Source organism: Ruegeria sp. AK11 (genome assembly GCF_056541095.1).
Genome location: NZ_JBQFXU010000003.1, coordinates 294388 through 307514, shown reverse-complemented (window position 1 = coordinate 307514; position 13127 = coordinate 294388). Strand labels below are relative to the sequence as shown.

Annotated in this window: 15 protein-coding genes; 4 read left to right on the top strand and 11 right to left on the bottom strand. The window is 57.8% G+C overall.

From position 1 onward, the window contains the following. Positions 1–10: 10 nt before the first annotated feature. Positions 11–802 carry an amino acid ABC transporter ATP-binding protein gene (locus ACR0D9_RS11155; RefSeq protein WP_480484762.1) on the top strand — a complete coding sequence of 264 codons (792 nt, stop codon included), beginning with the start codon at positions 11–13 and terminating at the stop codon, positions 800–802. Between the two features lie 44 nt (positions 803–846). Here ACR0D9_RS11155 and ACR0D9_RS11150 read toward each other — a convergent pair whose 3' ends face one another. From ACR0D9_RS11150 to ttcA, 8 genes are all read right to left on the bottom strand, one after another. Next, complete coding sequence (locus ACR0D9_RS11150) at positions 847–1344, bottom strand: SixA phosphatase family protein (protein WP_480538816.1); 498 nt, start codon at positions 1342–1344, stop codon at positions 847–849. Then, on the bottom strand, positions 1341–2027 hold the full coding sequence (locus ACR0D9_RS11145; protein WP_480538814.1) for a ferredoxin: 687 nt from the start codon (positions 2025–2027) through the stop codon (positions 1341–1343). The genes ACR0D9_RS11150 and ACR0D9_RS11145 overlap by 4 nt, the downstream gene beginning before the upstream one ends. Positions 2028–2049: 22 nt before the next feature. Continuing rightward, on the bottom strand, positions 2050–2913 hold the full coding sequence (gene argB, locus ACR0D9_RS11140; RefSeq protein ID WP_209505885.1) for an acetylglutamate kinase: 864 nt from the start codon (positions 2911–2913) through the stop codon (positions 2050–2052). 60 nt (positions 2914–2973) lie between these two features. Beyond that, entirely contained in the window at positions 2974–3627 is a 654-nt protein-coding gene (gene yihA, locus ACR0D9_RS11135; protein WP_480484759.1) for a ribosome biogenesis GTP-binding protein YihA/YsxC, read from the bottom strand. Then, on the bottom strand, positions 3624–4361 hold the full coding sequence (locus tag ACR0D9_RS11130; protein WP_480484758.1) for an MOSC domain-containing protein: 738 nt from the start codon (positions 4359–4361) through the stop codon (positions 3624–3626). The genes yihA and ACR0D9_RS11130 overlap by 4 nt, the downstream gene beginning before the upstream one ends. Continuing rightward, positions 4358–6187: a membrane protein insertase YidC gene (gene yidC / locus ACR0D9_RS11125; RefSeq protein ID WP_480484757.1), complete on the bottom strand. Its 1830-nt coding sequence runs from the start codon at positions 6185–6187 to the stop codon at positions 4358–4360. Before yidC ends, ACR0D9_RS11130 begins: the two co-directional genes overlap by 4 nt. A gap of 126 nt (positions 6188–6313) precedes the next feature. Beyond that, positions 6314–7870, bottom strand: coding sequence for a putative bifunctional diguanylate cyclase/phosphodiesterase (locus ACR0D9_RS11120; RefSeq protein ID WP_480484756.1), 1557 nt, complete (start codon positions 7868–7870; stop codon positions 6314–6316). A gap of 44 nt (positions 7871–7914) precedes the next feature. Then, a complete protein-coding gene (ttcA, locus tag ACR0D9_RS11115) occupies positions 7915–8808 on the bottom strand; it encodes a tRNA 2-thiocytidine(32) synthetase TtcA (RefSeq protein ID WP_480484755.1) in 894 nt (297 codons plus the stop codon). A gap of 114 nt (positions 8809–8922) precedes the next feature. Between ttcA and ACR0D9_RS11110 the strand changes: the two genes are divergently transcribed. After that, positions 8923–9858, top strand: a complete 936-nt coding sequence (locus tag ACR0D9_RS11110; RefSeq protein ID WP_480538812.1) for an alpha/beta fold hydrolase — start codon at positions 8923–8925, stop codon at positions 9856–9858. Here ACR0D9_RS11110 and yidD read toward each other — a convergent pair. Genes yidD through rpmH form a run of 3 tightly spaced genes read right to left on the bottom strand, consistent with a single transcriptional unit; the run spans position 9855 to position 10671 of the window. Further along, positions 9855–10088: a membrane protein insertion efficiency factor YidD gene (yidD, locus tag ACR0D9_RS11105; RefSeq protein WP_209505895.1), complete on the bottom strand. Its 234-nt coding sequence runs from the start codon at positions 10086–10088 to the stop codon at positions 9855–9857. The two genes, ACR0D9_RS11110 and yidD, sit on opposite strands and share 4 nt — an antisense overlap. Next, a complete protein-coding gene (gene rnpA, locus ACR0D9_RS11100; protein WP_480538810.1) occupies positions 10085–10510 on the bottom strand; it encodes a ribonuclease P protein component in 426 nt (141 codons plus the stop codon). The genes yidD and rnpA overlap by 4 nt, the downstream gene beginning before the upstream one ends. 26 nt (positions 10511–10536) lie before the next feature. Continuing rightward, positions 10537–10671 (bottom strand): 50S ribosomal protein L34, encoded by a 135-nt coding sequence (rpmH, locus tag ACR0D9_RS11095; protein WP_005980833.1) that lies wholly within the window; start codon positions 10669–10671, stop codon positions 10537–10539. 296 nt (positions 10672–10967) lie between these two features. Between rpmH and ACR0D9_RS11090 the strand changes: the two genes are divergently transcribed. Together ACR0D9_RS11090 and ACR0D9_RS11085 are read left to right on the top strand one after the other, a co-directional pair. Beyond that, complete coding sequence (locus ACR0D9_RS11090; RefSeq protein WP_480487299.1) at positions 10968–11699, top strand: TVP38/TMEM64 family protein; 732 nt, start codon at positions 10968–10970, stop codon at positions 11697–11699. Positions 11700–11702: 3 nt separating this feature from the next. Then, on the top strand, positions 11703–13121 hold the full coding sequence (locus tag ACR0D9_RS11085) for a dihydrolipoyl dehydrogenase family protein (RefSeq protein ID WP_480538808.1): 1419 nt from the start codon (positions 11703–11705) through the stop codon (positions 13119–13121). Positions 13122–13127 lie beyond the last annotated feature (6 nt).

The following is a 13127-nucleotide window of genomic DNA, read 5'->3' as shown; positions in this document are numbered from 1 at the left end:
AGTTCAACACATGTCTGAACTTGCAATTGACCGCGAAATCGACCGTTCCAAAATGCAGGTGAGCGACGAGGTCGCCATCGAAATCACCAACATGAACAAGTGGTACGGTTCCTTTCACGTGCTGCGCGACATCAATCTGACCGTCAATCAGGGCGAGCGGATTGTTATTGCGGGTCCGTCCGGGTCAGGGAAATCTACCCTGATCCGCTGCCTGAACGCGCTGGAGGAACACCAGCAGGGCACGATCATCGTGGATGGGACCGAGCTGTCGAATGACCTCAAGAACATCGACAAGATCCGGTCCGAGGTTGGCATGGTGTTCCAGCACTTCAACCTGTTCCCGCACCTGACCATTTTGGAGAACTGCACGCTGGCCCCGATCTGGGTGCGCAAGACGCCTAAGAAAGAGGCCGAAGAGCGCGCGATGCATTTCCTTGAAAAGGTGAAAATCCCCGAGCAGGCCGACAAGTATCCTGGTCAGCTTTCGGGTGGTCAGCAGCAGCGTGTGGCAATTGCCCGCTCGCTGTGCATGATGCCGCGGATCATGTTGTTCGATGAACCGACATCGGCGTTGGACCCCGAGATGATCAAAGAGGTGCTCGACACCATGATCGAGCTGGCCGAGGAAGGCATGACCATGCTGTGCGTGACGCACGAGATGGGCTTTGCCCGTCAGGTTGCCAACCGCGTGATCTTCATGGATGCGGGCCAGATCGTGGAACAGAACGAACCGGAAGAGTTCTTCAATAATCCGCAAAGCGAGCGGACCAAACTGTTCCTCAGCCAGATTCTGGGACACTGAACGGCTCAAGATGGTGGAAAGGCGGGGTTTTGCCCCGCCTTTTTCTATTCCAGCAACTCTCGCGCGGTGGTGAAGCCCAGCACGGTGCCCATATGCCATCGCACGTCCGACCAGCTGTCGGCGTTGAATGTCATCACAGTGGTTGCACAAGTCGGATAATCGAAAAAGCGCATGTGATCCGGTGGCCGTTGCACAAGGCGGTTGGCGAATTCGGCGATTCCGGGGTTATGGCCCAGCATCAAAACAGTCGGTTCCGTAGCGCTAGCCAACGCGCGCAACATGTCTTCGGCGTCGGCGTGGTAGAGAACATTGTGAAAGCGGACCATATCGGCCGTTAACCCCATCCGGTCCCATGTCTCGCGAGTGCGGGTTGACGTCGAGCTTAGCACTTCTTCCGGCAGCCAGCCGTTATCTTGCAGCCATTCGCCAATGGCCGGGGCTGACCTGCGCCCACGCTTGTTCAGGGGGCGTTCATGATCGCCAAGTCCTGGGTTATCCCAGCTGGATTTGGCGTGACGCGTCAGGATCAGAGTGCGGGTCATGACGGGTGAAAAGCCCTCATATGATGGGCTGATTGTTCGGGGTCGCGCCCTGCGCCCGCGCTGAGCGGGCAAGCGAGGCGGGCCAGACAGCCGCCCGTCATGCAGGACTGCCCCTTAGCGGTATCAAGATGGTTGTGGCAGGCTGCGATGTCATAGAAGTTTTGCGCGTTCAGCGCGCCGACAGGGCAGGCCGTCGTGCACGGTGCGGCGCAGGTGTCACAGGGGGAAACGCCGGACGCCTCGGGGATCGCAAGCTCATGGGCGAAATGCAGTGCGCCGCGATATGAGATCATCATGCCGACCGTGTCATGTACCAAGGCCCCCACCGGGCTGCTGAAAGTGCGTCCCGATTTCAGGGCCCAGTCGATGAATGGCGCATAGGGCGGACCACCAAAGGGGAAATAGGCCTGTGCACCGAACGCATGCGCCATCTGGCCGACGGTTCTGGTTGACCAGCGGTCTACTGGATCAGGCCCCCGCCATTCCGGCGAGGCTTTCAGAGCAGGCCAGAAATCAGGACCCGCGCCCAGCAAGATCAGAGTGCCAGTGTCAAGTTGCCGGGCTGCCACGCGATGAGGATGCAGCGCGCCCATGACAATCAACCCCGCCTGACGCGCCGCATGTTCTACGCGGCCATAGGTTTCCACATCCGGAACAGAGGAAGGTTGCGCAAGCTCTGTCATCTTCCCTCGGCTGTTGCTGCGATCAGTCTGGCCGTATCAGCGACCCGGCGCCATGTTCCGTGAACAGTTCAAGCAGAACCGCATTGGGCGCGCGCCCGTCAAGTATCACGACGGCCCGAACGCCGCTGTGCAGGGCATCGAGGGCAGTTTCGGTCTTGGGGATCATGCCACCTGCGATGGTGCCTTCGCGGGTCATCTCGCGAATCTGGCCGGCTTTCAGCTCAGTCACCACATCGCCTGCCGCGTTCTTGACGCCCGAGACATCTGTCAGCAGCAGAAGGCGGTCTGCTTTTAGTGCCGAGGCTATCGCCCCGGCCGCCGTATCGCCGTTCACGTTGAACGTTTCGCCCTCACGGCCCGCGCCCAGAGGGGCGATAACCGGGATCACATCATGTGAGAACAGATCATGCAGGATTTTCGGGTTCATCTCGGAAGGGGTGCCGACATAACCCAGCGACGCATCCGTCTGGTCACAGATCATCAGGTTTGCATCTTTGCCCGACAAACCCACGGCCGAACCACCCTGACCATTGATTGCCTGAACGATGCGCTTGTTCACCAAGCCAGACAGAACCATCTCGACCACCTCGACGGTTGCCGTGTCGGTCACGCGCTTGCCGTTCACAAAGTCGGACTTGATATCCAGCTTGTCCAGCATTGCGTTGATCATTGGACCACCACCATGCACAACAACCGGGTTCACGCCCACCTGACGCATCAAGACGACATCGCGCGCAAAGCTCTCCATAGCCTCGTCACTGCCCATGGCATGCCCGCCCAGCTTGATGACGACGATGGCCCCATCATAGCGTTGTAGATAGGGCAATGCGCTGTTCAGGGTTGCTGCGGTGGCGATCCAGTCCCGGTTCATGTCACGTGTCTTCATTGCTAAGGTCCCTCTGACCGTCCGTGTTAGGGCCTTTGCACCGCGCTGCCAAGGGCGAAGCTATTCCAGATGTGCAATGATCGAGCGCAGGGTCGGAATCCCGTCGCCTTTTTCGGACGAAGTCAGGACGATTTCCGGGAATGCGGCAGGATGTTTGGACAAAGCCGCACGGGTTTGTTCCAGAACCCTCTCGCGCTCGTTGGCCTTGACCTTGTCGGCCTTGGTGAGAACGCATTGAAAGGTCACGGCACTGGTATCCAGCAACTTCATGATTTCAGTGTCGACCGGTTTTACCCCGTGGCGCGCATCGATCAGGACAAAGGCACGGCGCAGTGTCTGACGGCCGCTCAGGTATTGCTTGAGAAGCTTCTGCCATTTTTCAACCACGTTAACCGGTGCATTGGCATACCCATAGCCCGGCAGGTCCACCAGATAGAGGTCCGGGCCTTGCGTGAAAAAGTTGATTTCTTGCGTGCGGCCAGGTGTGTTCGAGGCACGCGCCAGACCCTTTGTTCCGGTTAGCGCATTGATCAGGCTGGATTTGCCGACATTCGAGCGACCGGCAAAGCAAACCTCCAGCCGGTCAGGAGCGGGCAGGCCCGTCATGGCGACTACGCCTTTGACAAATTCAGACGGGCCGGCAAACAGTTTGCGACCGCGTTCTTTTGCGAAGTCATCCGGCTCTTCGGCCAGCGGAAACGGAAGCGTGGTCATAACACCTCCAGGGTATCATTCAGGCGGATTTCACCACCCTGAACAACCTCGGCATAGACGCCGAAATCCTGATGATCCCAGCTGTTCAGCGCGCCCAGAGTATCCGCGTCGCGTTCGCCGGTTTCCGGATTTGCGGTGGTGGCCAGACAGCGGACTATACGCTCGCGAACCCGGAGCACGGTTTCGCCAATGCGAAGGTCTCGGCCCAGCCAGTCGAATTCATCCCACTCAGGCAGACCTTCGAACCAGATGTTCCCGCGCCATCGCGCCGCAGACAAAGACTGGCCCAGCTTTTGTTCAACAGCGCGATGAGACGCCATGTTGCACAGGCTGATTGACGGGAAATCGGTATCGGTCATGCCGCGCCCGGGCACCCGGACAATTCGGGCGGACGCAGCGCGATCCGTGGGCATAAGCGGTTTTACCCAGTCCAGGAAAACCGATTCTTCTGTGTCAGGATGAAAGCTCAGATTCGGGCGGTCCGGGTGGTGCAACGTGACCTGCTCGCCGTCCAGTTTCGCCCAAATCGCCATAAGCTTGGGGGCTTTTGAACCGCGACTGAAATTCACACACGGGGCCCATTCCGTTCCGTCGGTCTTGGCCGCTTCATGGGCAACGGCCCAAACGCGATCCCCGGGCATGGTCTGCCCGGGGTTGAGGGTAATCTGGCTCAGGGCTTCACGCCCATGGCTTTTGATCGGGTGACGCCAAAGGCCTGAAACTGTTCCGCTCATTTCTTGTCCGTGTTCGGCAATCGCTTAAATCCGGATTTGATGTTTCCGAACACGTCCGGCGTATAGCCCTGACTGCGCATGATCAGATACTGTTGGGTAAAGGTGATCGTGTTGTTCGCAATCCAGTACACGACCAGACCGCTGGCAAAACCGCCCAGCATGAACATGAAGACCCACGGCATCCACGCGAAGATCATCGCTTGTGTGGCATCGGTTGGTGCCGGGTTCAATTTCTGTTGCAGCCACATCGAGATTCCCAGCAGCAGCGGCAGAATACCGATAAAGATAAGCGCCATCAGGGTGTCCGGCTGCGGGCCGGCCCAGGGTAGCAAGCCAAAGAGGTTCATGATCGAGGTCGGGTCAGGTGCGCTCAGGTCCTGGAAGGGGCCGAACCACGGTGCCTGACGCAGTTCGATCGTGACGAAGATCACCTTGTACAGTGAAAAGAAGATCGGGATCTGTAACAGGATCGGCAAACAACCGGCAGCGGGGTTCACCTTTTCCTTCTTGTACAGCTCCATCATGCCCTGTTGCATCTTCTGACGATCGTCGCCCGCGGCTTCCTTCAGGGCTTCCATCTGCGGCTGCAGTTCCTTCATCTTCGCCATCGAGACGTAGGATTTGAAGGCCAGCGGGAACAGGATTGCCTTGATGATCAGCGTCAGGCCGATAATGGACCAACCCATATTGCCGATCAGTGCATGAATGTTGTGCAGCAGCCAGAAAATCGGCTTGGTCAGGAAGAAGAACCAGCCCCAGTCGATGCTGTCGATGAATTTCTGCACACCGTCAGCCTGGTATTCGCGGATGGTCTCCCACTCTTTTGCACCCGCAAACAGCTGGGTTGTCACCTGCTCGGTCGCACCCGGTGCCACGGTCAGCGTCGGAAGTACCGTTTCTGTCTGGTAAATCTTGCGACGCGAGTCGTATTTGGCAGCCGCCTTGAACGCAGAACCGGGTTCCGGGATCAGCGTGGTCATCCAGAAGTGATCAGTGAACCCGATCCAGCCGTTTTCCTTGACCTGAAACACCTCGGCCTGAGCGCGCTCGTCCGGGTCGATATCGAAATCACGAACGTCGCCATAGTCCACTTCGGTCAGAGTGCCGTCGGCCATACCGATCACACCCTCATGCAGAATGAAGAAGTTCTTCAGGTCCGGCAGGTCCCCGTCTTCGCCAATGCCGTGGCGCGCAAGAATGCCATAAGGTGCCAATCCAATTTCAACCCCGGTGGCGTTTTCGACAGATTGCGTGACCGTGAACATGTAGTTCTCGTCAACCGCGATGGTGCGGCGGAACGTCAGTCCATTGCCGTTTTCCCAGGCCAGCGTCACAGGTGTGTCAACACCCAGGGTTTCGCCCTGCTCAAGCGTCCAGATGGTATTTGGTCCGGGAACATCTGCACCGGTCAGGCCCGCGCCAGGAGCCCAGCCATAGAGGGCGTAATAGGCGGATTGCGATCCGACTGGCGACAACAACTCGACAATCGGAGAATCCTCGGCCAGCGAGACCTTGTAGTCTTTCAATGACAGCTCGTCGATCCGACCGCCAGCAAGCGACAGGCTACCGGTCAGGCGGGGCGTGTCGATATTGATGCGGGGCGCTTCGGCCTCGGGTTCAGCTTCGGCAGCTGCCGCAGTTGCCTCTCCGACAGTACTGGTGTCGGCCGCACTGGGCGTCTGAACCTCACTGCCTTCGACGCTGGTTACTTCAGCCTGATCCGGGGTTGTCGTCTGTTCCGGAGGGGGGAACAGCACGAACCAGACCAGGATCACGATAAAGCTGAGCGCGGTTGCGAGGATAAGGTTCTTGTTCTGATCGTCCATCGGGGACAGCCACCTTGAGCAGTGAAAGACACCCGCAGGGTTCAACAGAGTGCAGACCCAAAGGTCAAGCGGAATCGCCCGTCATTTCGTCACGGAGGGGTCTTCTTTACCGCGATTTCCGGTTCCCTACCGCGTTTTCCGCCCGATTTTGGGAACACCGTCGACCTTGTTGCGGTAAGACGTGATCCAATCCTTGGTTTTTTCGAATGGCATGGGCTTGCCGATGCCAAATCCCTGAACATGATCGCAACCCAGTTGGGCCATCAAAGCGTGCTCACCCGGCGTTTCGACACCTTCGGCCAGAGTTTCCAGATGCAAACGTTCTGCCATCATCAGAATGGCGCTGGCAAGCTGTTGCTGGCTTGGGTCCAGATCCGCTTTGGCAACAAAAGACCTGTCGATCTTGATGCGCGATACGTTGAACCGTTTGATAGAACCGATCGAGGCATGTCCTGTCCCGAAATCGTCCAGATCAATACAGCACCCCATTGCGGCAAGCCCGGTGACGTTGCGGGTTATGACATCGTCGGGCCGTCTGGAGAACACGGTCTCCAACACCTCGACCGCCAACCTGTCAGGGGTCAGATCGAATTGATCCAGTTCCCATTTCAGACGGTCGATCAGGCCCGGATTGCGCAGTTCGTCAGATGAAAAGTTGATCCCGATGCGCGGCACCGACAGCATGGACCGATCCCAGTCGCGCATTGCGGAAAAGGAATGATGCCGCATGGCCTGACCCAACCGGTCCATCAGTTCGGCCTGTTCGGCAAAGGGCAGGAACACATTGGGGGCAAGAACCCCTTTTTTCGGATGTTCCCAGCGGGCCAGAGCTTCAAACCCGCTGATACGCCCGGTATCGGTTGAGATCTGGGGTTGAAACCATGGACGGATCTCACCGCTGTCCAGCGCCGCTTCGAATTCTTTGCGCAAGTTGATCCTGACCTGTGCCCGTCTGCGCGTCTGAGAGGAAAAAGCGCGAATCGTGGATGGCCCGTTTTGTTGTGCCTCCAAAAGGGCGTTATTTGCGGCCTCCTGCCAATCGATTGCAGAGCCGTCAGTGATATTGCTGCTCAGGCAAAAGCCGATGGAACAGGACATATACACGCCGGTACCATTCAGCATGATGGGATCTTCTACGGCGTTTTGCATACGGCCCGACATCTGAATACAAGCTTCCAAATCCAGTTGCCGTGCCGGGTGCAGAACAACCATCATCCTGTTTCCACCCATCCGGGTTGCGCAATCATTTGAGCGGATCATGGACAAAACGCGCGAGCAGAATTGCTGTGCAACGTGGTTTGCCGCCGCCTGTCCGTGCAGATCAAGCAATTGCGTAAAGTCATCCAGAACCACCGCGAAACAGGCCGAGTTTTCCCCCTTCAGGCGGGCGTCGGCAAATACCTTCTCCAAAACTGTTTCAAACTGGTCCTTTGACAGCAGACCGCCTGGACGCCAAAGCCCCTTACGCGACGGATTGGCTGCGAACGCATTGATGCCTGCGACGATCAGAGGCAAAATCAGGGCCAGTGCAACCAGGGCCTGTTCACCCCCAATCCAGAATGCACTCAGACAAAGCGCCGGAACAAAGGCCAGCGCGGCTGGGCCGCCCAGAACGGTTTTCAACGAATGGACAAAACGGTCGGTAAGGGGATGGTTCCGCATCAGCTTTCTGGCCTTGGGCATGATCTGCACAAGGCAAAGCCTATGAAACCAGTCTGAGTCAGTCGTTAACGCAGAAGCGGAATCTCTTCCAAATTCCCGGAATTTTCGTTGGAATTTAGCGAAAGGTTAATGAAATCAAATAGCTTTCCATCCAGAAGGTGCGATGGCCGCGCATTTGTTAACGCTCGGAACATAACCTGTCGCCGACCCGGGCTGTTCTTTTCCCATTGATCCAGAATCTGTTTGACCTGCTGGCGCTGCAACCCATCCTGACTGCCGCACAGGTCACAGGGAATGATCGGGTATTGCATCGCCTTTGCAAATTTCTCGCAATCGGCTTCGGCGACATGGGCGAGCGGGCGGAATACAAAAAGATCGCCTTCTTCGTTCACCAGTTTCGGCGGCATCGTGGCAAGACGACCGCCGTGGAACAGGTTCATAAAAAACGTCTCAAGGATATCGTCGCGGTGGTGCCCCAGAACGACCGCCGAGCATCCCTCCTCGCGCGCGATGCGATAGAGGTTGCCACGGCGCAAACGGGAACACAGGGCGCAAAAGGTCCGGCCCTGCGGGACCTTGTCCATCACAACGGAATATGTGTCCTGATATTCGACCCGATGCGGTACGTCCATTCGACCCAGAAACTCGGGCAGGACCGTGGCCGGAAAGCCCGGCTGGCCCTGATCCAGATTGCAGGCCAGCAGATCGACAGGCAACAGGCCCCGCCATTTGAGCTCGTAGAGAACGGCCAGCAATGTATAGCTGTCCTTGCCACCCGAAAGACAGACCAGCCAGCGGGGTGGCTTGCCATCCTTGTCGTGGGCGGACGGATCCACCATCCCGTATTGCTCGATCGCTTCACGGGTCTGGCGCACAATGCGTTTGCGCAGCTTCTTGAACTCGGTTGTCGAGGGCGCGCCGGCAAACAGCGGGTGGATATCGTCTGCATCATCAAACATGCGCCGTGGTTACAGCGGACCGAAGGCCCGGGCAAGGCGTAGAAGCAGGATCAACCGCGTTTGGAGCGTAGTTGCACCCGTGTTACCCTGCGCGTATTTTTCAGGAGGTATATTATGGACTACTTCTTTTCGGTCCGCGCCCGCAGCGGCGATCACTATTCAAACAAGATGGGTGCCGCGCGATATCTGGCTATTCCGGGAAATGTCGGGCAACCGGCACGGCAGCATGAAATACCGCAGTCTCAATGGATAAGCCGGATTCAGGCCGAAGCCGGGGCGACGGCTACCGTGAATGGGCATATTGTCGTCTTCGTGCACGGGTTCAATACCGAGCAATATCAGATGCTGGAACGTCACCGCAAAATACGCACCGGTCTTGAGGCGCATGGCTTTAACGGTGTGGTCATCAGCTATGATTGGCCAAGCGATGGATCGGTTCTGGGCTATAACGTTGACCGGGCTGACGCGCGGCGTGCGGCAGAAAAATTGTTCAGTCACGGGATCACGCGGCTGTCCAGGATGCAGACCGCGGATTGCCGGTATAACGTCCATGTTCTGGCGCATTCCATGGGCACGTTCTTGGTGCGCGAAGCCATGGATTATGCCGATGACGACCATGAAACCGCGCAACACAGCTGGATGACCAGCCAGATCGCGTTTGTTGCGGCGGATGTATCCGCGAAATCGTTCCGTGACGGCAGTTCCAAGACCTCCTCTCTGATGCGACGTTGTACCAGGCTGACATGCTATTACAGCCCCTTTGACGAGGTTTTGTCGATTTCAGAGGTCAAGCGTGTCGGAGTATCGCGCCGACTGGGCCGTGTCGGAATGCCAAACGACCGGCCTGAGAAAGCGGTCAATCTGTATTGCGGGTCCCATTTCAAGAATACCCGCGATGAATACGGGGACGGGCCTTCGGCGACACACAATTGGTATTTTGATTCGTCCCGGTTTTTCGAAGACCTGCACCATACGTTGATGGGAAAACTGGACCGAGAGGTCATTCCGACCCGCAGCTTCACCGACCGCGGCAACCTGGCGTTGACTTAAGGGTCGGTATTGTCGGGCACCGGATCGTAACCGTCACCGCCCCAGGGGTGGCACCGGCAAATCCGGTGCGCAGCCAGCCACGATCCCCGGATCGCGCCATGTTTTTCCAATGCTTCCAGCGCATAGGCCGAGCATGTGGGCTGATAGCGGCAGTTGAAACCAACCCAGGGGCTGAAAATCAGCCGGTACGCGCGAACGGGCAGGGCGACGATATGGGACAGGAAGGTCATTTGCGATCCGCATGCACTTTGCGAAGCGCATACCGCAAGTCGCTCAGCAGGACGTTATAAGGAAGATCGGCGGTTACATCAGCCCGCCCGATCAGCACATAGTCCCAACCTTCAAGACCAGACACAGGCAAGACGGCCCGTGCGACTTCTCTCAGGCGGCGCTTGGCACGATTGCGGGCCACGGCATTGCCGACTTTCTTTGAGCAGGTAAAGCCAACGCGCAGCCCCACCGCTTCATCCGGATCGCGTCTGCGGGCCTGCACCATCATCGAAGACGTTCCCTGCCTGCGCGCGCGGGCGGCTTTCAGGAAATCGGTTCGTTTTTTCAGGATCGTCAGAGATTTGGGCGGACAAACAGAAGCCGCCGGGGGCGTATTCCCGGGGTGGTTCTTACCATCCTCAGGGGCCTCCGGCGGCGTCATGTTCATACCCTGATCGGCGGGCGGTTTTACGCGCTCAGCGATTTGCGGCCGCGGGCGCGGCGTGCGTTCAGGATCTTGCGGCCGGCTTTGGTGGCCATGCGCGCGCGGAAACCGTGGCGGCGTTTGCGAACCAGGTTCGAAGGCTGATAGGTGCGTTTCATCGCTCCGTCTCCAATCTATAGCGGTCGGGTGCGGCGCGGATTCGCCTGGCCCTAGTGTTCGAAGCCCGTCCTCTACTGCCAAGCGAAGTGTAAGTCAAACCCCAACGGTCCGGTTTTCGCGGCTTTTGCAACAATTCTGTAAACCGGATGCAGAAAAGATTTCAAATCGGTCGATTATCGTCTGAAACTGTCACGTTCGCGGCCACATAGATCAAGGCCCCGTGAACCCCCTGTTGCCAAAAGCGCAAGCAGCGCATGTTGGGCGTAAGATGAAGCAAGAAGAACCGGAAGGCCAGATGTCCGAAACAAGCCACGCTCCACGAAACGGGTTGGCGCGTCATATCCCCTTGCTGGTGATTCTCGGTGTCGCCGCGGTGGGGTTTTTCACGCTGGGTGATTACCTGACTTTCGAAACCCTGCGCGACAACCGCGAAGCGTTGCTGGCGTGGCGGGACGCAAACTATTGGGCCATGGTGGCCGGGTTTGTTGCCGTCTATATCGTAATCGTCGCGTTTTCGCTGCCCGGAGCTGCCGTCGCCTCGATGACAGGTGGGTTCCTGTTTGGACTGTTTGCCGGAACGGTGTTCAATGTATTTTCGGCCACTATTGGCGCATCGGCCATCTTTTTGGCTGCCCGCTGGGGGTTGGGCAATGCTTTGACGGCCCGGCTGGATGCTTCAAAGGGGACGATTGGGAAGCTGAAAGACAGGTTGCGCGAGAACGAAATCTCGGTGCTGTTCCTGCTGCGGCTTGTCCCGGTTGTGCCGTTCTTTGTGGCCAATCTGGTGCCTGCGCTGGTGGGCGTCAAATTTCGCAATTTTCTGATCACGACGGCGCTGGGCATTATTCCGGGGGGTATCGTTTACACCTGGATCGGCGTTGGGCTGGGCGGTGTGTTCGACCGTGGCGAAACACCGGACGTATCTTTGTTGTGGGAACCCTTCGTCATTGGCCCCATTGTCGGCTTGTGTGTGCTGGCTGCTTTGCCGATTGTCATCAAGTCCCTGCGTGGCGGAAAGGACGCCTGACCCATGCAACACCTCAAGACAGATATCCTGGTCATTGGGGCCGGGTCCGGTGGGTTATCGGTTGCGGCCGGTGCCAGCCAGATGGGTGCGAAGGTGATCCTTCTGGAAGGGCACAAGATGGGTGGCGACTGCCTGAACTTCGGCTGCGTCCCGTCGAAAGCGCTGATCGCAAGCGGCAAAGCGGCCTTTGGTCAGGCGCATTCCGCCGCGTTTGGCGTGGCCGATGTAAACCCTCAGATCGACTATGCGGCGGCGAAGGATCATGTGCGGGATGTGATTGCCCAGATCGAACCGATGGACAGCCAGGAGCGCTTCGAAAGTTTGGGTGTCCAGGTGATCCGCGAATATGGCAGCTTTATCTCCCCGACGAAAGTGCAGGCCGGAGATCATGTCATCACCGCGCGCCGGATCGTGATTGCGACCGGGTCGTCGCCAATGGTTCCGCCAATCCCTGGTCTGGACACTGTACCTTATCAAACAAACGAAACCATCTTCGACCTGCGCGAGCGTCCGGAACACCTGCTGATCATTGGCGGTGGTCCGGTGGGTATGGAAATGGCGCAGGCTCATGTCCGTTTGGGCAATAAAGTAACAGTCGTTGAAGGGCAGAAGGCGTTGGGCAAAGACGACCCCGAGGCCGCTTCCATTGTGCTGGAGGCTTTGCGCAGTGAAGGTGTCGTGATCCACGAAAACGCCGTGGTGGCCCAGATTCGCGGAAAGGATGGCGTTGTGGAGGTCGTGACCGAGAACGGCGATATTCACCGGGGCTCTCACCTTTTGATCGCCGCAGGGCGCAAAGCCAATATCGAGCGTCTGAAACTGACTGCGGCGGGAATTGACCGCACCAGAACCGGAATCAAGACGGATGACAGCTTGCGGACGTCAAACCGCCGGGTCTATGCGATTGGCGATGTCGTGGGGGGGCTGCAATTCACCCATGTTGCCGGGTATCATGCGGGTATCATCATTCGATCCGCCTTGTTCGGCCTGCCCTCCAGGGCGAAAACGGCGCATATCCCATGGGCAACGTTCACCGATCCTGAACTGGCACAGGTAGGTTTGACCGAAGCTCAGGCCCGCGACCGGCATGGCGACAGGCTGGAGGTTGCGCGCTTTGATTATCACCACAATGACCGCGCTTTGGCCGAGCGCAAAACCAAAGGGTTCATAAAGGTCATGGTGGTGAAGGGCAGGCCCGTCGGCGCCACGATTGTGGGCCATCAGGCGGGCGAGTTGATAAACATGTGGTCGCTGGCTTTGGCCAATAATCTGAAGATGGGGCAGATAGCTGCTATGGTTTCACCCTATCCGACAATCGGAGAGCTTAACAAACGCGTTGCTGGCGCTTATTTCTCTCCAAGGCTGTTTGAGAATCAGACAGTTAAACGTGTGGTCAGGTTCATCCAGCGCTGGATTCCCTGACCTGTA

What these genes read in the sequence shown, in the direction of transcription:
- ACR0D9_RS11155 (WP_480484762.1), top strand. Translation starts at nt 11, where the DNA reads ATGTCTGAACTTGCAATTGACCGCGAAATCGACCGTTCCAAAATGCAG.
- ACR0D9_RS11150 (WP_480538816.1), bottom strand. Translation starts at nt 1,344, where the DNA reads ATGACCCGCACTCTGATCCTGACGCGTCACGCCAAATCCAGCTGGGAT.
- ACR0D9_RS11145 (WP_480538814.1), bottom strand. Translation starts at nt 2,027, where the DNA reads ATGACAGAGCTTGCGCAACCTTCCTCTGTTCCGGATGTGGAAACCTAT.
- argB (WP_209505885.1), bottom strand. Translation starts at nt 2,913, where the DNA reads ATGAAGACACGTGACATGAACCGGGACTGGATCGCCACCGCAGCAACC.
- yihA (WP_480484759.1), bottom strand. Translation starts at nt 3,627, where the DNA reads ATGACCACGCTTCCGTTTCCGCTGGCCGAAGAGCCGGATGACTTCGCA.
- ACR0D9_RS11130 (WP_480484758.1), bottom strand. Translation starts at nt 4,361, where the DNA reads ATGAGCGGAACAGTTTCAGGCCTTTGGCGTCACCCGATCAAAAGCCAT.
- yidC (WP_480484757.1), bottom strand. Translation starts at nt 6,187, where the DNA reads ATGGACGATCAGAACAAGAACCTTATCCTCGCAACCGCGCTCAGCTTT.
- ACR0D9_RS11120 (WP_480484756.1), bottom strand. Translation starts at nt 7,870, where the DNA reads ATGCCCAAGGCCAGAAAGCTGATGCGGAACCATCCCCTTACCGACCGT.
- ttcA (WP_480484755.1), bottom strand. Translation starts at nt 8,808, where the DNA reads ATGTTTGATGATGCAGACGATATCCACCCGCTGTTTGCCGGCGCGCCC.
- ACR0D9_RS11110 (WP_480538812.1), top strand. Translation starts at nt 8,923, where the DNA reads ATGGACTACTTCTTTTCGGTCCGCGCCCGCAGCGGCGATCACTATTCA.
- yidD (WP_209505895.1), bottom strand. Translation starts at nt 10,088, where the DNA reads ATGACCTTCCTGTCCCATATCGTCGCCCTGCCCGTTCGCGCGTACCGG.
- rnpA (WP_480538810.1), bottom strand. Translation starts at nt 10,510, where the DNA reads ATGACGCCGCCGGAGGCCCCTGAGGATGGTAAGAACCACCCCGGGAAT.
- rpmH (WP_005980833.1), bottom strand. Translation starts at nt 10,671, where the DNA reads ATGAAACGCACCTATCAGCCTTCGAACCTGGTTCGCAAACGCCGCCAC.
- ACR0D9_RS11090 (WP_480487299.1), top strand. Translation starts at nt 10,968, where the DNA reads ATGTCCGAAACAAGCCACGCTCCACGAAACGGGTTGGCGCGTCATATC.
- ACR0D9_RS11085 (WP_480538808.1), top strand. Translation starts at nt 11,703, where the DNA reads ATGCAACACCTCAAGACAGATATCCTGGTCATTGGGGCCGGGTCCGGT.